This is a genomic window from Blattabacterium cuenoti, from assembly GCF_014251795.1.
Lineage (GTDB): Bacteria > Bacteroidota > Bacteroidia > Flavobacteriales > Blattabacteriaceae > Blattabacterium > Blattabacterium cuenoti_AB.
Genome location: NZ_CP059201.1, coordinates 383,556 through 404,492, shown reverse-complemented (window position 1 = coordinate 404,492; position 20,937 = coordinate 383,556). Strand labels below are relative to the sequence as shown.

Genomic DNA, 20,937 nt, shown 5'->3' with positions numbered 1-20,937 from the left:
TATGGGTCATGATATAAAAATTAAATTGAAATCTTATGATTATAATTTATTAGATAAATCAGCTGAAAAAATTGTAAATTCGGTTCTTCCTACAGGAGTAGTATTAAATGGACCAGTACCTTTACCTACTGAAAAAAAAATATTTACAGTGTTACGTTCTCCTCATGTAAATAAAAAATCGAGAGAACAATTTTTTCTTCCTACTCATAAAAGATTATTGCAAATCCATAATGCTTCGTCTAAAACAGTAGATGCATTAATGAAGTTAGAATTGCCTAGTGGAGTGGAAGCAGAAATAAAAGTATAAAATTAAAATATGTCTGGATTAATAGGGAAAAATATAGGGATGACTAGTATGTTTTTAAAAAATGGTGAAAATGTTCCATGTACAATTGTGCAAGTAGGTCCTTGTTATATTGTTCAGATAAAAACAATAAAAAATGATGGATATTCTTCTGTTCAGTTGGGTATAGATGATAAAAAAATAAAAAAAACAAACAAATCTTTATTAAATCATTTTAAAAAAGCAGGATTATCTCCTAAAAAAAAATTATTAGAGTTTAGAATGAATCAAAAGATTCATAGTAATTTTACTATGGGGAATTTGATCAGTATTAATTTTTTTAAAGAAGGAGAATTGGTTGATATAAAAGGAATTTCTAAAGGGAAAGGTTTTCAAGGCGTAATTAAAAGACATAATTTTTCAGGAGTAGGCGAAAAAACTCACGGACAACATAATCGTTTGAGAGCTCCAGGATCTATAGGAGCAGGATCTGATCCTTCACGTGTTTTTAAAGGTAAAAAAATGGCTGGTAAAATGGGAAAAAAAAGTGTGACTATTAAAAATTTAGAAATATTAAAGATAGATTTTGATTATAATATTATGTTTTTAAAAGGTTCAGTTCCAGGTAACAAAAATTCATATTTGATGATTCAAAAAAAAGAATGGAATTAAAAGTTTTAGATATTAAAGGTAACTATACTGAAAAGAAAATAAAATTTAATGATAAGATTTTTTTTAAAAAATCTTATCGTCATCCCTTATATTTAGAAATAAAAAGATATTTATTAGCTCAACGTCAGGGGACACATAAGTCTAAAGAAAGAGGAGAATTGTCTGGAAGCACTAAAAAATTACATAGACAAAAAGGAACAGGAGGTTCTAGAAAAGGAAATATAAAAAACCCTATTTTCAGAGGAGGAGGAAGAGTATTTGGTCCTAAACCAAGGAAATATTTGACAAAATTAAATAAACGTACTAAAAATATAGTTAGAAAATTTCTTATTGAACAAAAATTAGTACATAATAAAGTACTCATTATAGAGGATTTTCAATTAGAAACTCCAAAAACTAAGTTTATTTTAAAATTACTAAAATCTTTACAATTAACTAATCACAAATCATTAATGATAATTGGAGAAATAAATAAAAATTTATATTTGTCTTCTAGAAATTTAAAGAATTTTAAATTATTAATTGTAAATGAATTAGATTGTTTTTCATTAATAAATTTTGCATATATTATTTTTTCAGAAAATTCTATAAATAGAATATCTAAATTTTTAGATTCAATATGATTTTAATTAAACCTTTTATCACAGATAAGTCTTATAAAGGAAAGAAATATAATTGTTATACTTTTTCTGTGAATATAAATTTTGATAAAATTCAAATCAAAAAAAAGATAAAAAAATTGTTTGGATTGAACATAAAAAATATCAGAACAATGATTTATCCTAGAAAGGATAAATCTAAGTATACTAAAAAAGGATTTCTTTATGGAAGAACTAATAAAATAAAAAAAGTTATTGTTCAATTTGATAAAAATCAGGAAATTGATTTATTCAATATTAATCAAAAATAAATCCGATGTCAGTAAAAAAATTAAAACCCATAACACCTGGTCAACGCTTTAAAATTGTAAATTCTTTTGATAAACTTACTAGTTCTAATTGCGAAAAAACTTTAGTGAAAGGAAAATGTAAATCTGGGGGAAGAAATAATATGGGGCGTATGACAATGCGTTATTTTGGAGGAGGACACAAAAGAAAGTACAGAATAATAGATTTTAAAAGAAAAAAATTTGGTATTTATGCGGTTGTGAAATCTATAGAATATGATCCTAATCGATCTTCTTTTATTTCTTTACTTCATTATGAAGACGGAGAAAAAAGATATATTCTAACAATAGAAGGATTAAAAGTGGGACAAAAAGTAATTTCAGGAAAAAGTATTCCTTTTAATATAGGAAATTCTACTTTTTTAAGCGATATCCCTTTGGGAACTAACATATCTTGTATAGAATTTAAACCTGGTCAGGGCGCTAAAATAGCGAGAAGTGCAGGGTCTTTCGCTCAATTATTTGCGAAAGATGAAAAGTATGCTACTATTAAACTTCCTTCTGGAGAAATTAGAATGATAATGATAACTTGTATGGCTACAATTGGAATTATTTCTAATGTTGATCATCAGTTAGAAATATATGGAAAAGCAGGAAAAATGCGTCATTTAGGACGAAGACCTAGAACAAGAGGTGTTGCTATGAATCCAGTAGATCATCCAATGGGTGGAGGAGAAGGGAAAGCTTCTGGTGGAATACCTAGAGATAGAAAAGGAAAACCATCTAAAGGATTTAAAACTCGTTCTAAAAAACGATATTCTGATAAATATATTTTGCAAAGAAGAAAAAAATAAAATAATTTATAATTATGGCAAGATCTTTGAAAAAAGGACCGTATGTTTCTCAAGCATTGTATAAAAAAGTATTGAACAATATTAAATTAGATAAGAAAACTGTAATTAAAACTTGGTCTAGACCTTCTACTATTTTACCTGATTTTGTAGGACAAACTTTTGCCGTTCATAACGGAAAACAATTTATCAATGTATATGTTACAGAAAATATGATTGGGCATAAACTTGGTGAATTTGCTCCAACTCGGATTTTTAGAGGACATGCTGGGTCTAAAAATAAATTGAAAATAAAAAATCAAAAAGTATGAAAGAGGAAACTAGCATAGTTTCAGCTTCTTTGAATGGTGTTAGAAATTCTCCAAGGAAGGTAAGATTGATAGCAAACCTAATTCGAAACAAAGAAATACAAAAAGCTATAGATTTGTTAAATTATAGTAAAAAAAGAAAAATTTCTATTTTTTTCAAAAAATTACTGATCTCTCTATTATCTAACTGGAAAAATAAAAATGATCAATCTTCTTATGAAAAAGAAAAATTTTTATACATAAAAGAAATTAAAGTGAATCAAGGTAAAACTTTGAAAAGATTACGACCTGTTCCTCAAGGAAGAGGCCATAGAATTAGAAAAAGATCAAGTAATATTATAGTTTTTTTGGATGAAAAAAAAGATGAAAAAAAAGAAGTATAATTATGGGACAAAAAACTAATCCAATTGTGAATCGACTTGGAATTATAACAGGATGGCAATCTAGTTGGTGCAATAATTATAAAGATAGAATACAAGAAGATTTTAAAGTAAGAAGATATATAGAAGCTAGATTTCCAAAAGGAATAGTTTCTCGTATTTTTATAGAAAGAACTTTGAAATTTATAACAATTACTATTAGAACATCAAGACCTGCACTTGTTATAGGAAAAAGAGGAGATGAAGTAGATACAGTAAGAAAAGAATTAAAGAAACTTACTAAAAAAGAAATTCAAATTAATATATCTGAAGTTAAACGTCCTGAATTAGATGCTCCACTAATTGCTAAAGGTTTAGTTAGACAACTAGAGAATCGTATTTCTTATAAAAAGGCCATTAAAGTATCTATTCTTTCCGCTGTCAGAACTAATGCCCAAGGTATAAGAATTCAGATTTCAGGAAGGCTTAATGGATCGGAAATGGCAAGATGTGAAACTTATAAAGAAGGCAGAATTTCTCTTGGAACTTTTCGTGCTGATGTTGATTACCATATGGAAGTGGCTCATACTATTTATGGCAGTATAGGAGTTAAAGTATGGATTATGAAAGGGGAAATATACGGAAAAAGAGAATTATCTCCATTGTTAGGAATTCAAAAAAAACATAGAAAATCTCATCATTTTAATAGAAAAAAGAAGTAAATAAATTTTTTTCATCAACATGTTACAACCAAAAAAAACAAAATATAAAAAAAAACAAAAAGGAAGAATTCGTGGAAATGCAAAAAAGGGTATTTTTCTTTCTCGAGGTTTGTATGGAATCAAAGCTTTAGAAGGAGCTTGGATCACTTCTAGACAATTAGAGGCTGCGAGAATTGCTGCAACAAGATATATGAAAAGAGAAGGACAATTATGGATTAATGTTTTTCCTGATAAGCCAGCTACAAGAAAACCACAAGAAGTCCGTATGGGAAAAGGAAAAGGTCCTGTTGAATTCTGGGTATCTGTAGTTAAACCTGGTCGAATTTTATTTGAAATAGATGGAGTTGAAATGGATGTAGCTAAAGAAGCTTTAAGATTAGCTGCTCAAAAACTTCCTATAAAAATAAAATTTATTTATTCTAATGAATTATGAATAATTTAGACATAAAAAATTTATCCATTAGGAATTTGATTAAGAAAATTAGTGAGTTGAAAAAAAACTACCAAAATATAAAATTTAATCATCACATAAAAATGTTGAAAAATCCTATGCAAATTAAATTTATCAGGAAAAATATTGCCAAATTAAAAACTGAATATAATAAAAAAATTAATGATAAAAAAAACTAGAAACATTCGAAAACAAAGACAAGGAATAGTTGTTAGTGATAAAATGGATAAAACGATTATAGTACATGAAATCAAAAAGGTGAAACATAGATATTACGGAAAAAGTATTACGAAAAATAAAAAATATATGGTTCACGATGAAAAAAATATTTCTAAAAATGGAGATAAAGTAAGTATCATGGAAATGCGTCCTGTTAGTAAAAGAAAATGTTGGAGATTAGTTAATATTTTAGAAAAATTTAATGTATAATGTTACAACAAGAATCTAGGTGTAGAGTATCCGATAATACAGGAGCTAAAGAAGTTTTAATTATTAGAGTTTTAGGTGGAACTAAAAAGAGATATGCTTCATTAGGTGATACTATAGTAGTTACTATAAAAGTAGCTGTTTCTAAAGGAAGTATAGTTAAAAAAGGTCAAGTTTGTAAAGCTGTAATAATTAGAACAAAAAACAGAACTAGAAGAAAAGATGGATCTTACATAAATTTTGATGATAATGCTTGTGTGTTAATTAACACTTCTGGAGAAATAATGGGAACAAGAGTTTTTGGTCCAGTAGCAAGAGAACTAAGGGAAAGAGAATATATGAAAATTATTTCTTTAGCACAAGAAGTTTTGTAAAAAAACAAACAAATTTTCATGAAAAAAATAAAGAAAAAAGATAAAGTATTAATTTTATCAGGAAATTATAAGGGGATTGAAGGAATAGTTACGAAAGTTTTTTATAAAAAAAATAAAGCTATTATAGATGGAATCAATATGGTTAAACGACATACTAAACCTATTCCAAAACAACCTAAAGGTGGTATTATAGAAAAAGAAGCTCCTATACATTTATCTAATTTGAAAAAAATTGAAAGTGATTTATCAATCTAAATTTCAAGAATTTTATAAAAAAAAAATAGTTCCTGCTTTAATTAAAAAATTTAGATATATTTCTATTATGGAAGTACCTAAATTAAAAAAAATAGTGATTCATCAAGGGGTAGGTTCTTCCGTTTTTGATAAAAAAATCATATATCATTCCATGAATGAAATAACAGATGTAACAGGACAAAAAGCTGTTTTTTGTTATTCTAAACATGATGAATCCGGATTTAAACTTAGAAAAGGAATGTCTATAGGGGTCAAAGTTACTTTAAGGAGAGTAAAAATGTATGAATTTTTAGAAAGACTTATTGTTGTTTATTTACCTAGAGTTAGGGATTTCAATGGAGTGAAAGAAAATAGTTTTGATGGTCGTGGAAATTATAATATGGGAATTATAGAACAAATAATTTATCCTGAAATAAGTATTGATAAAATTAAAAAAAATATGGGAATGAATATTACATTTGTAACTTCTGCAAAAAATAATGAAGAAGCTAAAAGTCTTTTGTCTTTATTTGGAATACCTTTTAAAATTAAAAAGAATAAAAATGGCTAAAGAATCAGTTAAAGCAAGACAAAGAAAAAGAGAAAAAATGGTTTTGAAATATGCAAGTAAAAGAAAAGCTTTAAAAAAAGCTGGAAATTATCAGCTATTGCAAAAATTACCTAGAGATGCTTCTCCTGTTCGTTTAAGAAATAGATGTTCTATTACTGGTAGATGTAGAGGATATATGCGTAAGTTTGGAATTTCTCGTATTATTTTTAGAAATTTAGTTTCTCAAGGACTTATTCCTGGAGTAAAAAAAGCAAGTTGGTGAAAAAAAACATAACGTATGGATATTATTGCTGATTTTTTAACTAGAATTCGAAATGCTAGTTTAGCAAAACATAAATTACTTAAAGTTCCATCTTCTAAAATGAAGAAAGAGATTCTTCGTGTTTTATTAGAAAATGGATACATATTAGGTTATAAATTTGAATATGATAGAAAAATAATTAAAATAGCTTTAAAATATTATAAAGAAAAAACTTCTGTTATTCAAAAAATTATTAGAATTAGTAAACCAGGATTAAGAAAATATTGTAAATATAAAAATATACCTAGAGTATTAAACGGATTAGGAATTGCTATAATTTCTACTTCTAGTGGAGTTATTACAGATAAGCAAGCAAGAAAAAAGAAAATAGGAGGAGAAATATTATGTTTTATATATTGAATTGATTAAATTTTAAATTATAAAAAAAATGTCTAGAATAGGGAAGAAGCCTATTTTTATCCCTGAAGATGTTAATATTGAGATTTTTGATCAAAATATATTGGTAAAAGGCTCTTTAGGAAGTTTAAGTCAAAAAATTTCAGAAGGATTTCAATTGAATTTAAATGGAAATAAATTGTTAATTACTAAAAATCAAGAAAATAAAAAATATAAATCTTTACACGGGTTATATCATATGTTAATAAAAAATATGATAATAGGAGTTACAAAAGGATTTCAAAAAAAATTAGAGTTAGTAGGAATTGGTTACAGAGCATTTTATAATGAATCAATTTTAGATTTAAGTTTAGGTTTTTCTCATAATATTATGATGCAAATTCCTGAGGAAATTAATATAAAAATAGAGTCTGAGAAAGCTAAAAATACTATTATTATTTTAAAATCTTATGATAAACAGTTGTTGGGAATAATCGCTGCTAAAATTAGATCTTTCAGAACTCCAGAACCTTATAAAGGAAAAGGAATTAGATATTTTGGAGAAGAAGTTCGAAGAAAGGCAGGAAAATCTGCTTAAATTATATGAAAAATAAAAAATCGAGAAAAATTTTCGGAAATCCAAATAGACCTAGAATTTCCGTTTTTAGAAGCAATAAAGAAATATATGCACAAATAATAGATGATTTATGTGGAAAAACTTTAGTTTTTTCTTCTTCAAAAGAAAAAGAATTTCGAAAATATAAAAAAAATAAAACAGAAATAGCTAATAAAGTAGGAAAACGATTAGGAAACAAGGCAATGAAATTGAAAATAAAAAAATTAGTATTTGATAAAGGAAAATATTTATATCATGGAAGAGTTAAATCTTTAGCTGATGGAGTGAGAGAAGCTGGGTTAGAATTTTAAATAAAATATGTCAATAAAATATACAGGATTTGAGTTAAAAGAAAAATTAGTTGGAGTAACAAGAGTATGTAAGGTAACTAAAGGAAGAAGGTATTTTAGTTTTAGTGCTATTGTTATTAAAGGAAACGAAAATGGAATAGTAGGTTATGGATTTGGAAAATCTAAAGAAGCACCTGATGCTATTCATAAAGCTGGAGAGCAAGCAAAAAAAAATCTTTTTAAGGTATGTATTTCTAATGGAACCATACCTCATAAACAAGAGGCTAAATATGGGGGAGCGCGTATTCTGATCAAACCTGCATCTGATGGGACTGGAATCATTGCTGGAGGTCCTTTAAGGGCCGTTCTTGAAGCTGCAGGATTGAGAAATGTTTTGTCTAAATCTAAAGGATCGTCTAATCATCATAATGTTATAAAAGCAACGATCAAAGCATTAAGTAAAATGAGAGATGTTTATATAATAGCAAAACAAAGAGGAATAAACACAAAAAAAGTATACGATGGATAAAAGTTTTTTAACTATTAATTGTTTACATCCAAACCATAAATCTAATAAAAAGAAATTAAGATTAGGTAGAGGACAAGGTTCAGGAAAAGGAGGAACTTGTGGTAGAGGACATAAAGGAGCTAAATCTAGATCTGGTTTTTCTAAAAAAAAAGGATTTGAAGGAGGACAAATGCCTTTTCAAAGAAGAATACCTAAATTTGGATTTAAAAGAAATGTTTTCGGTAAAAGAATTGTTGGAATTAATTTAGACACAATTCAAGATCGTATTAAAAAAGAAGGAAAAAATATCGTTAATAAAGAATTCTTTATCAAAAATAATTTGATTAGGAAAAATGATTTTGTTAAAATTTTAGGAAGAGGGAAACTTAACATCCCATTAAAAATATATGCATCCAAATTTAGTAAAAAAGCTTTATTATCTATAAAAAAAATAGGGGGAGAAGCTGTATTTACATAAACAAAATTTATGAATAAAAATTTTATAATGACTGTTTATAACATTTGGAATGTTAAAGAATTACGAAAAAAAATAATAATCACTTTAGGTTTATTGTTAGTATATCGTTTTGGTGCTTATATTCCTCTTCCAGGTATTAATCCTTTAGGAATTAGTAATTTTATAGAAAAATTTAATTCAGGATCTAAAGGATTAATGCAAATTTTATCCTCTTTTACAGGTGGGGCTTTTAATCGTGCATCAGTTTTAGCTTTAGGCATTATGCCTTATATATCTGCATCTATTATTATACAATTGATGTGTATAATTATTCCTTATTTGCAAAGATTACAAAAAGATGGAGAAAGCGGAAGAAAACAAATTAATTTTATAACGAGATGGTTAACTATAGGAATATGTTTAATACAAGCTCCTGTGTATCTCGTTTCTTTGACTCAACAATTTATTCCTTTTTCTTCTTCAAGAATTGCTTATTTAATTAATTTAAATACTTTTCATGGGAAAAGTATGTTTTGGATTATAGGAATAATGATTTTAACTTCAGGTACTTTATTTACCATGTGGTTGGGAGATAAAATAACGGATAAAGGAATAGGAAATGGAATTTCTTTAATTATAATGTCTGGAATAATAGCGCGTTTTCCAGATGCTATCAGTAAGGAAATTATTAGTAAATTGGAAATTGGAAATGGAGGATTAATAATTTTGTTTCTTGAATTTTTATTATGGTTATTAGTTATTTTGTTTTCTATTATAATTATTCAAGCTGTTAGAAAAATACCAGTACAATATGTTTCTCATTATAAGTCTTTAGGATTAGATTCAATACACAATAAAAAGCATCAATATATTCCACTAAAAATGACGGCAGCTGGAGTTATGCCTATTATATTTTCTCAAGCTATTATGTTGTTTCCACTAACTTTTTCTGATTATGTAAAAAACACTAACATAAAAAGTTTTTTTCATCTTTTTCAAGATATTTATGGATTATGGTATAATTTAACTATTTCTTTGTTAGTCATAATTTTTACTTTTTTTTATACAGCTATTGCTATTCCAGTAAATCAAATGGCCAATGATTTGAAAAGAAGTGGAGGACATATACCTAGAATTAAACCTGGAAAAGAGACTGCTGAGTATATAGATCGCATTTTATCAACAATCACATTGCCTGGAGCTTTTTTATTATCAGTCATAGCAATACTTCCCTCTATTGTTTTTCGTTTGGGTTTTACACAAAATTTTTCTTTATTTTATGGAGGAACTTCTCTACTAATTGTAGTAGGAGTAATTCTAGACATTTTACAGCAAGTGAACATATATCTTTTGAACTATCATTATGATGAATTAATGATGATGAAATATCGTAGTAGTAGATATACTAGATAATAATTTTTTTGTATATATTATTTTTATGTTTTATATTAAACAAATTATTTATATGTATGGCTAAACAAAAGCATATTGAAGTTGATGGCATTATCATAGATTCATCTCCGAATGCGATGTTTCGTGTAGAATTAGAGAATGGATGTGTTGTAAAAGCTCATATTTCAGGTAAAATGAGAATGCATTATATAAAAATATTGCCAGGAGATAAAGTAAGATTAGAAATGTCTTCTTATGATTTAGAAAGAGGAAGAATAACTTATAGATATTAAATCGAATCAAATTTTTATGTTATGAAAGTAAGGGCATCTTTAAAAAAAAGAACTGATAACTGTAAAATTGTTAGAAGAAAAAGACGTCTTCGTATTATTAATAAAAAAAATCCTAGATTTAAACAAAAACAAGGTTAATTTTTATGTCTGTAAGAATTTCAGGAGTGGATTTACCAAAATCTAAAAGGGGAGTTATCGGTCTTACTTATTTATATGGAGTGGGGAAAAGTCTATCAAAAAGAATACTCTGTTCAATTGGAATAGATGAAAATAAAAAAGTAGAGAGTTGGTCTGATGATGATATAAGTAAGATACGGAAATATATATCTGATCATATAAAGATTGAAGGAGAATTAAGATCTGAAATACAATTTCATATTAAACGATTAATGGATATAGGCTGTTATGTCGGAACTAGACATAGAAAATGTTTACCATTAAGAGGACAAAAGACAAAAAATAATTGTAGAACCAGAAAAGGTAGAAAAAAAACAGTAGCAAATAAAAAGAAAGTAGCAACATAAAATATGGTCAAATCATCATTGGGAAAGGGAAAGGGTAGAAAAAAATCAGTAGTAGTAGATTCTGTGGGGGAAGCTCATATCCAAGCTACTTTTAATAATATTATTATAACTTTAACAAATAAAAAAGGGGACGTAGTTGCATGGTCTTCTGCTGGTAAAATGAATTTTAGAGGATCTAAAAAAAATACTCCATATGCTGCTCAAATGGTAGCAGAAAATGTAGCAAAAGAAGGTTTAAACGCTGGAATAAAAAAGGTGGAAGTTAAAGTCAAAGGTCCTGGAGCAGGAAGAGATGCTGCTATACGAGCATTGAGTAATTCTGGTATTGTAGTAACAATAATAAAAGATATTACTCCTTTACCACATAATGGTTGTCGTCCTCCTAAAAGGAGAAGAGTTTGATATTTTTTTAAAATTATGGCAAAATATATAGGACCAAAAACCAAAATATCTAGAAGATTTGGGGAGTGTATTTATGGGGAAGATAAATATTTCGAAAGAAGAAAATATCCATCTGGTCAACATGGAGCTAACCGTCGTAGAGGAAAACGTTCAGAATATTTTATTCAATTAATAGAAAAACAAAAAGCGAGGTATACCTATGGAATATTAGAACGACAATTTGAAAGTTTATTTTTTGAAGCTTCGAAAAAAAAAGGAATAACTGGAGAGTTATTGTTGCAAGCATGTGAAAGTCGTTTAGATAACATAGTTTTTAGATTAAAATTTGCACCATCTCGATCTTCTGCTCGTCAAATTGTTTCTCATAGACATATTATTGTGAATAATAAAATAGTTAACATTCCATCTTTTCGATTAAAACCTGGAGATAAAATAGAAATTAAAGAAAAATCAAAAAAACACCCTGTAATATTAGATTCTATACACAATAAAACAGGACCAATAGTGGAATGGTTGATTTTGGATGAAAAAAACATGTTTGGTATATTTAGAATGATGCCAAAAAGAGCACAAATTCCTGAAAATATTAAGGAACAATTAATTGTTGAATTATATTCAAAATAGTAGTAAATTAAATGGCTATTCTAGATTTCGTAAAACCTAATAAAATTACAATATCTGAATTTTCAGATAGTAAGGGCATTTTTCATTTAAAACCTTTAGAACCAGGATATGGAATGACTTTAGGTAATGCATTAAGAAGAGTTTTATTGGGTTCTTTGAGAGGATTCGCAGTAACTTCTATTAAAATTAAAGGAGTTAAATATGAATTTTCTACTATAGAAGGGGTTCTTGAAGATGTAACTGAAATTATTTTAAATTTCAAGAAAATTCGTTTTAAACAAAAAATATTAGGAACTTGTAAAGAAACAGTTAACGTTCATATAAATCAGGAGAAACAAGTGACAGGAAAAATTTTGAATAAATTCATTTCTGGATTTCAAATTTTGAACGATAATTTAGTTATTTGTAATAAAGATGAATCAATTCCTTTAGATATAAGTTTCACAATTGAAGAAGGAAGAGGTTATGTTCCTGCAGAAGAAAATAAAAAGAATAATCAAGATTCTATTGAAACTATTTCGATTGATTCTATTTATACTCCAATTAAAAATGTGAAATATACAATAGAAAGCTGTCGCGTAGGACAAAAAACGGATTTTGAAAATCTTTCATTAGAAATAATAACGGATGGATCTATATCTCCAAAATTGGCTTTAATGGAGGCTTCAAAAATATTAATTCAGTATTTTTCTATTTTTTCTTATGAAAAAATAGGTGAGAAAAAAGAAGAAAAAATTAATAAAGAAAAAAAATATGATGAAGAATTTATACGAATGCGAACATTATTAATGTCTAAGTTAAGTGATATGGATTTATCTGTTCGTACAAAAAATTGCTTAAAGTCAGCTTCTATAAATACGATTGCAGATTTAGTGAGTTGTAAAAGAAATAATATGTTAAAAATGAGAAATTTTGGTAAAAAATCACTAGATGAACTAGAAAGTAAAATGAAGGATAAAGGATTATATTTTGGCATGAACATAGGAGAATTTAAATTAAATGAATCATAAAAATAAAAATAATCACTTGGGAAGAAAATATGGACATCGTAAATCCCTTCTTTCTAACATTGCTTCTTCTCTTATAAAAAAGAAAAGAATTTTTACAACTTTGGCTAAAGCTAAAACTTTAAGAAAATATATAGAGCCTATTATAACAAAATCAAAAATTAACACAATTCATTCTAAAAGAAATATTTTTTCGTATTTAAAAGATAAAGAAGCGGTATCAGAATTATTTAAGGATACTTTTCACAAAGTACGTGAACGTTCTGGTGGGTATACTAGAATAATAAAAACTGGATTTCGTTTTGGAGATCAAGCTTCTTATTCCCTGATTGAATTCGTAGATTTTAATGAAATATATACTTCTAAAAAAAGAGTAAAATCCATAAGACGGAGCAGAAAAAAACATAGTAGTAACAATAACAATGAGTAAAATTAAAAAGATTCAAGCTAGACAAATATTAGATTCTAGAGGAAATCCTACTGTAGAAGTAGACGTAATAACTGAAAATCATATATTAGGACGAGCCTCTGTTCCATCTGGAGCGTCAAAGGGAAAAAATGAAGCTTTTGAATTACGTGATGAAAATCAAAATGTTTTTTTTGGAAAAAGTGTTTTAAAAGCTGTTCAAAATGTAAATGATATTATTGCTCCTGAACTAATCGGAAAATCTGTTTTAGATCAAATTAGCATTGATCGACTGATGTTAGAATTGGATGGAACAGAGAATAAAACAAGATTAGGATCTAATGCTATTTTGGCTATTTCATTAGCTACCGTAAAAGCAGCTTCTAATGAGTTGAGAATTCCTCTTTATAAATATATTGGAGGAGTTTATACTTGTTCATTACCTATACCATTAATCAATATTATTAATGGGGGAAGACATTCAAATATTTCTTCTATAGTTTTTCAAGAATTTATGATAATTCCTGTTAAAGCCAATACTTTTAGAGAAGCGCTTCAAATGGGACATAAAGTATTTTTTCAACTAAAAAATATGTTAAATCATAAAGGTTTTTCTACAAATGTAGGCGATGAAGGGGGTTTTTCTCCTAATTTTAAGAATAATGGTATTGAAAGTATTTTAGATTCTATATTAGAAGCTATACACATAGCTAATTACGAACCTTATGATCAAATTGCTATTGCTATAGATTGTGCTGCATCTGAATTTTATGAAAAAGAAAAAAATCAATATGATTATTCTAAGTTTGAAAAGCCAGAAAAAAAGACAAAAGATTTGATTAAAACGAGAGAAGAACACATTAATTATTTATCTTATTTAATTAAAAAATATCCAATTATATCTATTGAAGATGGAATGGATCAACATGATTGGGAAGGATGGAAATTGTTAACTCATGAAATAGGAGATAAAGTTCAATTGGTGGGAGATGATCTTTTTGTAACACAAGTAAAAAAATTGAAAAAAGGAATAGAAGAGAAAGTAGCAAATTCTATTTTAATTAAAGTAAATCAAGTAGGAACATTAACGGAAACAATTGAAACAATAAATGTAGCTAAAAAAAATAAATATAAAAATATTGTATCTCATCGTTCTGGAGATACTGAAGATCCTTTCATAGCAGATCTTTCTGTTGCATTTAATATTGAACAAATAAAAACAGGTTCTTTATGTCGTTCTGAAAGAGTTTCAAAATATAATCAATTATTACGTATTGAGAATGCTCTTGGAAAAAATTCATTTTATTCAAAATGGAATTAAATATTTTATTAGAGTATAAAAATCAATGGTAATTTTAATTTTTATCTTTGGATATTTATTAATTACTTTTGAGAATTTATTTTCTATAAATAAAGTTATTTCATCTATTTTAATGGCTACTATTTGTTGGTCTTTGATTATATTTTTTAATCTTCCTGTTTATGAACTAGATCAACATTTAATTCCAAAAGAAGATCCCAAGCATTTATTATTATTTCATTTAGGAAAAGCATCTGAAATTGTTTTTTTTCTTATTGGAGCTATGTCTATTATTGCTATTATTGAAAAGTATTCTGGATTCGAAGCTCTAAAAGAATTATTTTTTACAAGTACAAAACGTAAGTTTTTATGGATTATAAGTATAATTTCTTTTTTATTATCTGCTATAATAGATAATCTGACAGCTACTATGGTTTTAATTTCTTTATTGAGAAAAACCGTATCAAATTATAAAGATCGTTTATATTATTTAGGATTAATCATTATATCTGCTAATGCAGGAGGAGTTTGGTCTCCTATTGGGGACATAACTACAACCATGTTATGGATTTCTAATAAAGTAACTACAATTCATCTCTTAAAAAAAATATTGATACCATCTATATTATGTATGGTTATTTCTACTTTAATAGCATCTTATATGCCTATTTTTAATGGATCTATTCAAATAGAAAAAAATAATAATCTTGATTCTCTCAATAGAGGTTTTTTTATGTTAAAAATAGGTTTATTTTTAATGTTACTTGTTCCAGTTTTGAAAACTATAATAGGAATTCCTCCATATATGGGAATGATGTTTTCTCTAAGTATTATGCTTCTCATAGTATCTAAAAAATATAGATCAAAATCTATATTAAATGATACGCTAAAAAAAATCGATATATCTAGTATTTTATTTTTTTTAGGAATTTTACTTTCTGTTTCTTCTTTAGAATCCATGGGGATATTATATACTTTATCTCATTGGATCAATGAAACTGTTTATACGTGGAAGATTACAACTTTTTTATTTGGATTAATCTCTTCTATTATAGATAACGTTCCTTTAGTAGCTGCTACCATATCTATGTTTTCTTATCCTATAAATCATGACTTATGGCATTTTATAGCTTATGTTTCTGGAACAGGAGGAAGTATCTTTTTGATAGGATCCGCGGCAGGTGTAGCAGCTATGAGTATGGAAAAAATAGATTTTTTTTGGTATTTAAAAAAAATTAGTTGGATTGCTTTAATGGGATATATATCTGGATTTATTTATCTATTAATTTATCCATTTTTTTCTTTGCAATAATTCTATAAAGTTTCCTCCTATATATGAAAAAAAGAAAAAAATAGGTAAAATTATTATTTTGAACCATAATGGAAATGGATAAAAAAACATATGAAATAGTATCATAATAAATAAAATAAAACCTGTTAATATAGCATAAGCTTTTTTTGCATTTTTTGAAAAAAAAGCAGTGATTAATCCTCCTAATAAAGCACTAAAAGCATAAATGAAAATTAAAAAAATGAAAAATTCAGTAGGCGCTTTAATTAAGATATATTTGAATTGTTTTAATGGTATCAATCTTATTTTTTCAAAATATTTTTTTACAATCTTAATTGCATAAAATATTTCTATGATACTTATTAAAATTCCTATAGATATAGATAAAACATTACGGAACATAACATAATAGAATCTTTTTTTTTGTTATTTTGTAAAAGTAAATATCAATTTTTAATTTTTTGATTATGGATCATGTTATAGATTGGATTCCAATTAAAAAATATGAAGACATTTTATTCTTTTTTGGAGAAGGTATTTCTAAAATAGAAATTAATAGACCATGGTGTCATAATGCTTTTCGTGTTGAAACAGTCAATGAAATGATAGACGCTATAAATATATGCATAAATAGAAGTGATATAGATGTATTAATTATAACTGGATCTGGAGAAAAATCTTTTTGTTCTGGAGGAGATCAAACTACAAGAGGTATGGGTGGATATTTAGATAAAAATGGAAATCCAAGATTAAATATTTTAGATTTTTATAAAAAAATAAGAGAAATACCTAAACCGGTTATAGCTATGGTTAATGGTTATGCAGTAGGAGGGGGGCATGTTTTGCATGTTGTCTGTGATTTAACTATAGCTTCTGATAATGCTATTTTTAGTCAGGTAGGACCAAAAGTTGGTTCTTTTGATGGAGGATTTGGATGTTCATATTTAGCTCGTCATATTGGACAGAAAAAGACACGGGAAATGTGGTTTTTATGTCAAGAATATACAGCTAAAGAAGCTATGAAAATGGGATTGATTAATAAAGTTGTAAAAAAAGAAGAATTGGAGGCAGAAACTATAAAATGGTGTAAAATCATGCAAAAAAGAAGTCCTATGTCTTTAAGGATGATTAAGCGTTGTTTAAATGCAGAATTGGATGGACAACATGGACTGATGCAATTAGCAGGAGATGCTACTTTAATGTTTTATTTAATGGAAGAATCTCAAGAAGGAAAGAAAGCTTTTTTAGAAAAAAGATCCCCTAATTTTAAAAAATTTCCAAAATTTTTATGAATATGAAAATTCAATATTGGATTTATGCAGCTCGTATTTATACTTTACCTTTATCTTTTTCTGGAATAACTTTAAGTTTTGTTATATCTAGAAATAGAACGAATGTAGATTTTTCTGTTTATTTTCTATGTGTTTTAACTGCTTTATTATTACAAATATTGGCAAATTTTTCAAATGATTATGGAGATAGTATATCTGGAGTAGATAATTTTCAACGAATAGGACCTAAAAGAACAATTCAATATGGTTTTATTTCTTTATCAGAAATGAAAAAAGCTATATATATATTTTCTGTTTTATCTTCTATTTCAGGATTGTTATTGCTTTATAAAACTATATTATGGAATAGTTTTTTTACCTTTTTTATATATTTTATAGGAATTTTTATATGTATATATAGTTCAATAAAATATTCTGTAGGACCACATCCTTATGGTTATAAAGTAGGAATGGGTGATTTGTCTGTTATGATTTTTTTTGGAATTCTATCGGTAGTAGGAAGTTATTTTTTATATACTCAAACTTTGAGTATGGATATATTTCTTCTTTCTTTATCTATAGGTTTTCTAAATATTGGTGTTTTGAATGTGAATAATATGAGAGATTTAGATAATGACTCCAAAAGTGGAAAATATACTATACCTGTATGGTTAGGTATAAAGTATGCAAAATTATATCATATATGCATTATATTAACATCAATATTTTTAGGAGCATGTTTTATCTTTTTAAATAAAAAAAATAATAAAGTTATTTATCAATGGTTTTTCTTTATTTTTATTGTTATTTTTTTAATATTACATATTAAAAGAATAATTTTTATTAAAGAAAATAAATTATTTAATTTAGAATTAAAAAAATTAATTGTACTGATTCTTTTATATGGATTTAGTATAGAAATTGGTTTTATATTATAGTTTTATGAAAGTTATTTTTTTTTCTCACAGTACATGTATGTTAGAGATACATGACAAATTATTATTAATTGATCCTTTTTTTTCAGGAAATCCTATTTTTAGAAATACAAATTTCTTAAATTTTTTTCAAAAAATAGATTATATTTTATTGACTCATGCGCATTATGATCATGTATGTGATGTAGAATTGTTTTCGCATAAATTTAATAATATTTTAGTGATCTCTAATTATGAAATATCTAATTATTTTAATAAAAAAGGAATAAAAACATATGGAATGAATTATGGTTCTTTCATATCTTTTCCTTTTGGAAAATTAAAATATGTTTGGGCCGCTCATTCTAGTGCTTTTTATGATGGAACTTATGGAGGAAATCCAGGAGGTTTTCTTTTACATACAGATGAAGGAAATTTATATATATCAGGAGATACATCTGTGATATATGAAATGAGTATTATTCCAAGTTTTGGAAATTTAAAACTATCTATATTACCAATAGGGGGAAAATATACTATGGATGTAGAAGAAGCTTTGATTGCTTCAGATTTTTTAAAATGTGAAAAAATATTAGGAGTTCATTATGATACTTTTGAAGATATTAAAATTAATAAAAAACAAGCGAAAAGAAAATTTTTTGAAAAAGGAAAAGAACTGATTTTATTAGAAAAAGGAAAAACTATACATGTTTAATCAAATGAATATGAATCCAAACAGGGGTATAGAGTTTAATTTATTTTTAAAAAAACGAACATTTTTTTTTAAAAACAAAATATTTAATTCCAACAGAATATTTCAAAATAACAATATATGGTTTATTATATTAAAAAAGAATGATCAAATAGGAATAGGAGAATGTAATCCAATATTAGATAAATATGCTTTAAAAAATATAAGAAAATTTGAAATAGAACTAAAAAATCTTTCCAAGAAAGTTCTTTTTTTAAAAAAAACAAAAGCATATTATTATCACAAATATATCTCATATCCATCAATTTTATTTGGATTAGAACAAGCTTTTATAAGTTTAGAAAATAAATTTCCTATATTATATAATTCTGAATTCACTTGTGGAAAAAAAGGAATTGCTATAAATGGTTTAATGTGGCTAAATTCTTTTAATAATAAAAAATATGCAATAAAAGAATTAGAAAGTAAAATTATTAAAGGTTTTTCATTCATAAAAATGAAAATAAATACAGATTCTTTTAAAAATCAGTATTTATTATTAAAAGAAATAAAGAAAAAATATCCTTTTATAAAAGTACGTATAGATGCAAATGGTTGTTTTGAAAATATTCAGAAAGCTTTATATTATTTAAATCAATTTTCAGATTTGGATATAATTGATTTAATGGAACAACCTATATCATCTGGAAATTGGAAATGTATGTCAAAAATATGTGAAAAATCTGAATTACCTATAGCATTAGATGAAGAATTAGCAAATATTAATATATTGAAAGAAAAACAAAAATTATTAGACATTATTAAACCTCAATATATTACATTAAAACCCAGTGTCAATGGAGGATATCATGGATCTGAAGAATGGATAATAGAAGCTATCAAAAGAAAAATAAAATGGTATATCAGTTCTTCTTTGGAAAGTAATATTGGAATTAATGCTATTGCTCAGTGGACTTTTATTATGCAAAATAAATATAAAAATTGGAATACACATGGATTAAATACTGGTATTTTATACGTAAAAAATTGGATTTCTCCTTTAGAAATTAAAAAAGGTTTTATTTGGTATAATCCATTTATAAAATGGAGAATAAAAACATTATTAAATAAATGTGGATAGATTTTTCCTCCAAAAATATACGGACTTCTTTCTTTTTTTTGAAAAATAAAAATGATGATTATTGGAAAAAGGCTATTTTTTCATTTTTAAAAAATTGGTATGATGATCAACCTATCATATCTTCGTTAACTTCTGGATCAACAGGGATTCCTAAAATTATTTGTTTGCATAAACAACATATGTTAGAAAGAGCTATCAAAACTGTAGAATTTTTAAAACTTAAAAAAGAAGGAATTAAAGGATTATTATGCTTATCTTCAGATTTTATAGCTGCTAAAATGTTTTTAGTACGTGCTATTATTTTTAAATGGAAAATATATTGTGTACCTCCGTCATCTAATCCTTTAAAAAATATTAAAGAACGTTTTGACATAACCTCAATGGTTCCTATGCAAGTTTTTTTCAGTTTAAAATACTTAAACAATATTAAAATAATTTTAATAGGAGGATCTTCAATATCAAATTTTTTGGAAAAAAAATTACAAAATATTTCAACTACTTGTTATGCTACTTATGGGATGACTGAAACATCAGGTCATGTAGCTATAAAAAAAATTAATGGACCAAATAAATCTGCTTTTTATGAAGCATTTCAAGATATTTCTCTGACTGTGGATAATAGAAATTGTTTAGGAATTTTTTGTCAAAATTCTATGAATTCATTTATACAAACAAATGATATTGTTCATATGATATCTAAAAAAACATTCAATTGGATAGGTAGATATGACAATATAATCAATAGTGGAGGAATTAAAATTATTCCTGAACTAATAGAAAAAAAAATCAGTTATCTCATTCCTTATAATAAACGATTTTTCATATCTTCAATTCCAGATAAGATTTTAGGAGAAAAAATCATATTGGTTGTTGAAGGAAATTCTTTTACATTGAAAATTCCAGATAAGATTTTTAGTGGTTATGGAAAATTTTATAAACCAAAGAATATTTTTTTCGTATCTCATTTCGCAGAAAATTTATTGGATAAATTTAAAAGAAAAGAGATTATAAGAAATCTGATCAAAACAGAATAATA

At 26.0% G+C, this 20,937-nt stretch carries 36 protein-coding genes; 35 read left to right on the top strand and 1 reads right to left on the bottom strand.

Annotated elements, in window-relative coordinates; genetic code table 11:
- The first annotated feature begins 1 nt into the window (after position 1).
- From rpsJ to nhaD, 30 genes are read left to right on the top strand one after another with little or no spacing between them, the layout of a single operon-like run.
- On the top strand, positions 2–307 hold the full coding sequence (rpsJ, locus tag H0H55_RS01990; protein ID WP_015429998.1) for a 30S ribosomal protein S10: 306 nt from the start codon (positions 2–4) through the stop codon (positions 305–307).
- 9 nt (positions 308–316) lie between these two features.
- Complete coding sequence (rplC, locus tag H0H55_RS01985; RefSeq protein ID WP_185861088.1) at positions 317–955, top strand: 50S ribosomal protein L3; 639 nt, start codon at positions 317–319, stop codon at positions 953–955.
- The gene (gene rplD, locus H0H55_RS01980) at positions 946–1,578 is read left to right on the top strand and encodes a 50S ribosomal protein L4 (protein ID WP_185861087.1); all 633 of its coding nucleotides are present in this window, start codon (positions 946–948) and stop codon (positions 1,576–1,578) included. The genes rplC and rplD overlap by 10 nt, the downstream gene beginning before the upstream one ends.
- The gene (gene rplW, locus H0H55_RS01975) at positions 1,575–1,865 is read left to right on the top strand and encodes a 50S ribosomal protein L23 (protein ID WP_185861086.1); all 291 of its coding nucleotides are present in this window, start codon (positions 1,575–1,577) and stop codon (positions 1,863–1,865) included. The genes rplD and rplW overlap by 4 nt, the downstream gene beginning before the upstream one ends.
- Before the next feature lie 5 nt (positions 1,866–1,870).
- A complete protein-coding gene (gene rplB, locus H0H55_RS01970) occupies positions 1,871–2,695 on the top strand; it encodes a 50S ribosomal protein L2 (protein ID WP_185861085.1) in 825 nt (274 codons plus the stop codon).
- 14 nt (positions 2,696–2,709) lie between these two features.
- Positions 2,710–3,003: a 30S ribosomal protein S19 gene (gene rpsS / locus H0H55_RS01965; protein ID WP_185861084.1), complete on the top strand. Its 294-nt coding sequence runs from the start codon at positions 2,710–2,712 to the stop codon at positions 3,001–3,003.
- Positions 3,000–3,383: a large ribosomal subunit protein uL22 gene (locus H0H55_RS01960; protein WP_185861083.1), complete on the top strand. Its 384-nt coding sequence runs from the start codon at positions 3,000–3,002 to the stop codon at positions 3,381–3,383. Before rpsS ends, H0H55_RS01960 begins: the two co-directional genes overlap by 4 nt.
- A gap of 2 nt (positions 3,384–3,385) precedes the next feature.
- Positions 3,386–4,081 carry a 30S ribosomal protein S3 gene (rpsC, locus tag H0H55_RS01955; RefSeq protein ID WP_185861082.1) on the top strand — a complete coding sequence of 232 codons (696 nt, stop codon included), beginning with the start codon at positions 3,386–3,388 and terminating at the stop codon, positions 4,079–4,081.
- Between the two features lie 19 nt (positions 4,082–4,100).
- Positions 4,101–4,514, top strand: a complete 414-nt coding sequence (rplP, locus tag H0H55_RS01950; RefSeq protein WP_185861081.1) for a 50S ribosomal protein L16 — start codon at positions 4,101–4,103, stop codon at positions 4,512–4,514.
- Positions 4,511–4,711: a 50S ribosomal protein L29 gene (gene rpmC, locus H0H55_RS01945; RefSeq protein ID WP_185861080.1), complete on the top strand. Its 201-nt coding sequence runs from the start codon at positions 4,511–4,513 to the stop codon at positions 4,709–4,711. Before rplP ends, rpmC begins: the two co-directional genes overlap by 4 nt.
- Entirely contained in the window at positions 4,695–4,961 is a 267-nt protein-coding gene (rpsQ, locus tag H0H55_RS01940) for a 30S ribosomal protein S17 (RefSeq protein ID WP_185861079.1), read from the top strand. Before rpmC ends, rpsQ begins: the two co-directional genes overlap by 17 nt.
- Positions 4,961–5,332, top strand: a complete 372-nt coding sequence (rplN, locus tag H0H55_RS01935) for a 50S ribosomal protein L14 (protein WP_185861078.1) — start codon at positions 4,961–4,963, stop codon at positions 5,330–5,332. The genes rpsQ and rplN overlap by 1 nt, the downstream gene beginning before the upstream one ends.
- Positions 5,333–5,350: 18 nt before the next feature.
- Positions 5,351–5,587, top strand: a complete 237-nt coding sequence (rplX, locus tag H0H55_RS01930; protein ID WP_185861077.1) for a 50S ribosomal protein L24 — start codon at positions 5,351–5,353, stop codon at positions 5,585–5,587.
- Positions 5,571–6,137 carry a 50S ribosomal protein L5 gene (gene rplE, locus H0H55_RS01925; RefSeq protein ID WP_185861572.1) on the top strand — a complete coding sequence of 189 codons (567 nt, stop codon included), beginning with the start codon at positions 5,571–5,573 and terminating at the stop codon, positions 6,135–6,137. Before rplX ends, rplE begins: the two co-directional genes overlap by 17 nt.
- Entirely contained in the window at positions 6,130–6,399 is a 270-nt protein-coding gene (rpsN, locus tag H0H55_RS01920) for a 30S ribosomal protein S14 (RefSeq protein ID WP_185861076.1), read from the top strand. The genes rplE and rpsN overlap by 8 nt, the downstream gene beginning before the upstream one ends.
- Before the next feature lie 15 nt (positions 6,400–6,414).
- A complete protein-coding gene (gene rpsH, locus H0H55_RS01915) occupies positions 6,415–6,798 on the top strand; it encodes a 30S ribosomal protein S8 (protein WP_185861075.1) in 384 nt (127 codons plus the stop codon).
- 28 nt (positions 6,799–6,826) lie between these two features.
- Positions 6,827–7,372, top strand: a complete 546-nt coding sequence (gene rplF / locus H0H55_RS01910; protein ID WP_185861074.1) for a 50S ribosomal protein L6 — start codon at positions 6,827–6,829, stop codon at positions 7,370–7,372.
- Between the two features lie 5 nt (positions 7,373–7,377).
- A complete protein-coding gene (rplR, locus tag H0H55_RS01905) occupies positions 7,378–7,701 on the top strand; it encodes a 50S ribosomal protein L18 (RefSeq protein WP_185861073.1) in 324 nt (107 codons plus the stop codon).
- A gap of 7 nt (positions 7,702–7,708) precedes the next feature.
- The gene (gene rpsE, locus H0H55_RS01900) at positions 7,709–8,209 is read left to right on the top strand and encodes a 30S ribosomal protein S5 (RefSeq protein ID WP_185861072.1); all 501 of its coding nucleotides are present in this window, start codon (positions 7,709–7,711) and stop codon (positions 8,207–8,209) included.
- Positions 8,202–8,666: a 50S ribosomal protein L15 gene (gene rplO / locus H0H55_RS01895; protein WP_185861071.1), complete on the top strand. Its 465-nt coding sequence runs from the start codon at positions 8,202–8,204 to the stop codon at positions 8,664–8,666. The genes rpsE and rplO overlap by 8 nt, the downstream gene beginning before the upstream one ends.
- Positions 8,667–8,675: 9 nt before the next feature.
- Positions 8,676–10,058, top strand: coding sequence for a preprotein translocase subunit SecY (secY, locus tag H0H55_RS01890; protein WP_185861070.1), 1,383 nt, complete (start codon positions 8,676–8,678; stop codon positions 10,056–10,058).
- Between the two features lie 56 nt (positions 10,059–10,114).
- Positions 10,115–10,330 carry a translation initiation factor IF-1 gene (gene infA / locus H0H55_RS01885; RefSeq protein WP_185861069.1) on the top strand — a complete coding sequence of 72 codons (216 nt, stop codon included), beginning with the start codon at positions 10,115–10,117 and terminating at the stop codon, positions 10,328–10,330.
- A gap of 21 nt (positions 10,331–10,351) precedes the next feature.
- The gene (gene rpmJ / locus H0H55_RS01880; RefSeq protein WP_022565077.1) at positions 10,352–10,468 is read left to right on the top strand and encodes a 50S ribosomal protein L36; all 117 of its coding nucleotides are present in this window, start codon (positions 10,352–10,354) and stop codon (positions 10,466–10,468) included.
- Positions 10,469–10,473: 5 nt separating this feature from the next.
- The gene (gene rpsM / locus H0H55_RS01875) at positions 10,474–10,854 is read left to right on the top strand and encodes a 30S ribosomal protein S13 (RefSeq protein ID WP_185861068.1); all 381 of its coding nucleotides are present in this window, start codon (positions 10,474–10,476) and stop codon (positions 10,852–10,854) included.
- A gap of 3 nt (positions 10,855–10,857) precedes the next feature.
- The gene (gene rpsK / locus H0H55_RS01870) at positions 10,858–11,256 is read left to right on the top strand and encodes a 30S ribosomal protein S11 (protein ID WP_185861067.1); all 399 of its coding nucleotides are present in this window, start codon (positions 10,858–10,860) and stop codon (positions 11,254–11,256) included.
- A 15-nt stretch (positions 11,257–11,271) separates the two neighbouring features.
- A complete protein-coding gene (gene rpsD, locus H0H55_RS01865; RefSeq protein ID WP_185861066.1) occupies positions 11,272–11,880 on the top strand; it encodes a 30S ribosomal protein S4 in 609 nt (202 codons plus the stop codon).
- Positions 11,881–11,891: 11 nt separating this feature from the next.
- Positions 11,892–12,890 carry a DNA-directed RNA polymerase subunit alpha gene (locus tag H0H55_RS01860; protein WP_185861065.1) on the top strand — a complete coding sequence of 333 codons (999 nt, stop codon included), beginning with the start codon at positions 11,892–11,894 and terminating at the stop codon, positions 12,888–12,890.
- Complete coding sequence (gene rplQ, locus H0H55_RS01855; RefSeq protein WP_185861064.1) at positions 12,880–13,317, top strand: 50S ribosomal protein L17; 438 nt, start codon at positions 12,880–12,882, stop codon at positions 13,315–13,317. The genes H0H55_RS01860 and rplQ overlap by 11 nt, the downstream gene beginning before the upstream one ends.
- A complete protein-coding gene (gene eno / locus H0H55_RS01850) occupies positions 13,310–14,614 on the top strand; it encodes a phosphopyruvate hydratase (RefSeq protein WP_185861063.1) in 1,305 nt (434 codons plus the stop codon). Before rplQ ends, eno begins: the two co-directional genes overlap by 8 nt.
- 25 nt (positions 14,615–14,639) lie before the next feature.
- Positions 14,640–15,905, top strand: a complete 1,266-nt coding sequence (gene nhaD / locus H0H55_RS01845) for a sodium:proton antiporter NhaD (protein WP_185861062.1) — start codon at positions 14,640–14,642, stop codon at positions 15,903–15,905.
- Here nhaD and H0H55_RS01840 read toward each other — a convergent pair.
- On the bottom strand, positions 15,876–16,286 hold the full coding sequence (locus tag H0H55_RS01840) for a hypothetical protein (RefSeq protein ID WP_185861061.1): 411 nt from the start codon (positions 16,284–16,286) through the stop codon (positions 15,876–15,878). The genes nhaD and H0H55_RS01840 overlap by 30 nt on opposite strands.
- Positions 16,287–16,351: 65 nt before the next feature.
- Here H0H55_RS01840 and menB point away from each other — a divergent pair, with 65 nt between their 5' ends.
- Genes menB through H0H55_RS01815 form a run of 5 tightly spaced genes read left to right on the top strand, consistent with a single transcriptional unit; the run spans position 16,352 to position 20,935 of the window.
- The gene (gene menB / locus H0H55_RS01835) at positions 16,352–17,176 is read left to right on the top strand and encodes a 1,4-dihydroxy-2-naphthoyl-CoA synthase (RefSeq protein WP_185861060.1); all 825 of its coding nucleotides are present in this window, start codon (positions 16,352–16,354) and stop codon (positions 17,174–17,176) included.
- Positions 17,173–18,093 carry a 1,4-dihydroxy-2-naphthoate octaprenyltransferase gene (menA, locus tag H0H55_RS01830; RefSeq protein WP_317168405.1) on the top strand — a complete coding sequence of 307 codons (921 nt, stop codon included), beginning with the start codon at positions 17,173–17,175 and terminating at the stop codon, positions 18,091–18,093. Before menB ends, menA begins: the two co-directional genes overlap by 4 nt.
- A 4-nt stretch (positions 18,094–18,097) precedes the next feature.
- Positions 18,098–18,784 carry a metal-dependent hydrolase gene (locus H0H55_RS01825; RefSeq protein ID WP_185861059.1) on the top strand — a complete coding sequence of 229 codons (687 nt, stop codon included), beginning with the start codon at positions 18,098–18,100 and terminating at the stop codon, positions 18,782–18,784.
- A gap of 10 nt (positions 18,785–18,794) precedes the next feature.
- Positions 18,795–19,901: an enolase C-terminal domain-like protein gene (locus tag H0H55_RS01820; RefSeq protein ID WP_185861058.1), complete on the top strand. Its 1,107-nt coding sequence runs from the start codon at positions 18,795–18,797 to the stop codon at positions 19,899–19,901.
- Complete coding sequence (locus H0H55_RS01815; RefSeq protein ID WP_185861057.1) at positions 19,892–20,935, top strand: AMP-binding protein; 1,044 nt, start codon at positions 19,892–19,894, stop codon at positions 20,933–20,935. Before H0H55_RS01820 ends, H0H55_RS01815 begins: the two co-directional genes overlap by 10 nt.
- The last annotated feature ends 2 nt before the right edge of the window (positions 20,936–20,937 follow it).

Bases quoted from the DNA above. Each gene is read 5' to 3' on its own strand.
- rpsJ (WP_015429998.1), top strand. From the start codon at position 2: ATGGGTCATGATATAAAAATTAAATTGAAATCTTATGATTATAATTTA.
- rplC (WP_185861088.1), top strand. From the start codon at position 317: ATGTCTGGATTAATAGGGAAAAATATAGGGATGACTAGTATGTTTTTA.
- rplD (WP_185861087.1), top strand. From the start codon at position 946: ATGGAATTAAAAGTTTTAGATATTAAAGGTAACTATACTGAAAAGAAA.
- rplW (WP_185861086.1), top strand. From the start codon at position 1,575: ATGATTTTAATTAAACCTTTTATCACAGATAAGTCTTATAAAGGAAAG.
- rplB (WP_185861085.1), top strand. From the start codon at position 1,871: ATGTCAGTAAAAAAATTAAAACCCATAACACCTGGTCAACGCTTTAAA.
- rpsS (WP_185861084.1), top strand. From the start codon at position 2,710: ATGGCAAGATCTTTGAAAAAAGGACCGTATGTTTCTCAAGCATTGTAT.
- H0H55_RS01960 (WP_185861083.1), top strand. From the start codon at position 3,000: ATGAAAGAGGAAACTAGCATAGTTTCAGCTTCTTTGAATGGTGTTAGA.
- rpsC (WP_185861082.1), top strand. From the start codon at position 3,386: ATGGGACAAAAAACTAATCCAATTGTGAATCGACTTGGAATTATAACA.
- rplP (WP_185861081.1), top strand. From the start codon at position 4,101: ATGTTACAACCAAAAAAAACAAAATATAAAAAAAAACAAAAAGGAAGA.
- rpmC (WP_185861080.1), top strand. From the start codon at position 4,511: ATGAATAATTTAGACATAAAAAATTTATCCATTAGGAATTTGATTAAG.
- rpsQ (WP_185861079.1), top strand. From the start codon at position 4,695: ATGATAAAAAAAACTAGAAACATTCGAAAACAAAGACAAGGAATAGTT.
- rplN (WP_185861078.1), top strand. From the start codon at position 4,961: ATGTTACAACAAGAATCTAGGTGTAGAGTATCCGATAATACAGGAGCT.
- rplX (WP_185861077.1), top strand. From the start codon at position 5,351: ATGAAAAAAATAAAGAAAAAAGATAAAGTATTAATTTTATCAGGAAAT.
- rpsN (WP_185861076.1), top strand. From the start codon at position 6,130: ATGGCTAAAGAATCAGTTAAAGCAAGACAAAGAAAAAGAGAAAAAATG.
- rpsH (WP_185861075.1), top strand. From the start codon at position 6,415: ATGGATATTATTGCTGATTTTTTAACTAGAATTCGAAATGCTAGTTTA.
- rplF (WP_185861074.1), top strand. From the start codon at position 6,827: ATGTCTAGAATAGGGAAGAAGCCTATTTTTATCCCTGAAGATGTTAAT.
- rplR (WP_185861073.1), top strand. From the start codon at position 7,378: ATGAAAAATAAAAAATCGAGAAAAATTTTCGGAAATCCAAATAGACCT.
- rpsE (WP_185861072.1), top strand. From the start codon at position 7,709: ATGTCAATAAAATATACAGGATTTGAGTTAAAAGAAAAATTAGTTGGA.
- rplO (WP_185861071.1), top strand. From the start codon at position 8,202: ATGGATAAAAGTTTTTTAACTATTAATTGTTTACATCCAAACCATAAA.
- secY (WP_185861070.1), top strand. From the start codon at position 8,676: ATGAATAAAAATTTTATAATGACTGTTTATAACATTTGGAATGTTAAA.
- infA (WP_185861069.1), top strand. From the start codon at position 10,115: ATGGCTAAACAAAAGCATATTGAAGTTGATGGCATTATCATAGATTCA.
- rpmJ (WP_022565077.1), top strand. From the start codon at position 10,352: ATGAAAGTAAGGGCATCTTTAAAAAAAAGAACTGATAACTGTAAAATT.
- rpsM (WP_185861068.1), top strand. From the start codon at position 10,474: ATGTCTGTAAGAATTTCAGGAGTGGATTTACCAAAATCTAAAAGGGGA.
- rpsK (WP_185861067.1), top strand. From the start codon at position 10,858: ATGGTCAAATCATCATTGGGAAAGGGAAAGGGTAGAAAAAAATCAGTA.
- rpsD (WP_185861066.1), top strand. From the start codon at position 11,272: ATGGCAAAATATATAGGACCAAAAACCAAAATATCTAGAAGATTTGGG.
- H0H55_RS01860 (WP_185861065.1), top strand. From the start codon at position 11,892: ATGGCTATTCTAGATTTCGTAAAACCTAATAAAATTACAATATCTGAA.
- rplQ (WP_185861064.1), top strand. From the start codon at position 12,880: ATGAATCATAAAAATAAAAATAATCACTTGGGAAGAAAATATGGACAT.
- eno (WP_185861063.1), top strand. From the start codon at position 13,310: ATGAGTAAAATTAAAAAGATTCAAGCTAGACAAATATTAGATTCTAGA.
- nhaD (WP_185861062.1), top strand. From the start codon at position 14,640: ATGGTAATTTTAATTTTTATCTTTGGATATTTATTAATTACTTTTGAG.
- H0H55_RS01840 (WP_185861061.1), bottom strand. From the start codon at position 16,286: ATGTTCCGTAATGTTTTATCTATATCTATAGGAATTTTAATAAGTATC.
- menB (WP_185861060.1), top strand. From the start codon at position 16,352: ATGGATCATGTTATAGATTGGATTCCAATTAAAAAATATGAAGACATT.
- menA (WP_317168405.1), top strand. From the start codon at position 17,173: ATGAATATGAAAATTCAATATTGGATTTATGCAGCTCGTATTTATACT.
- H0H55_RS01825 (WP_185861059.1), top strand. From the start codon at position 18,098: ATGAAAGTTATTTTTTTTTCTCACAGTACATGTATGTTAGAGATACAT.
- H0H55_RS01820 (WP_185861058.1), top strand. From the start codon at position 18,795: ATGAATCCAAACAGGGGTATAGAGTTTAATTTATTTTTAAAAAAACGA.
- H0H55_RS01815 (WP_185861057.1), top strand. From the start codon at position 19,892: ATGTGGATAGATTTTTCCTCCAAAAATATACGGACTTCTTTCTTTTTT.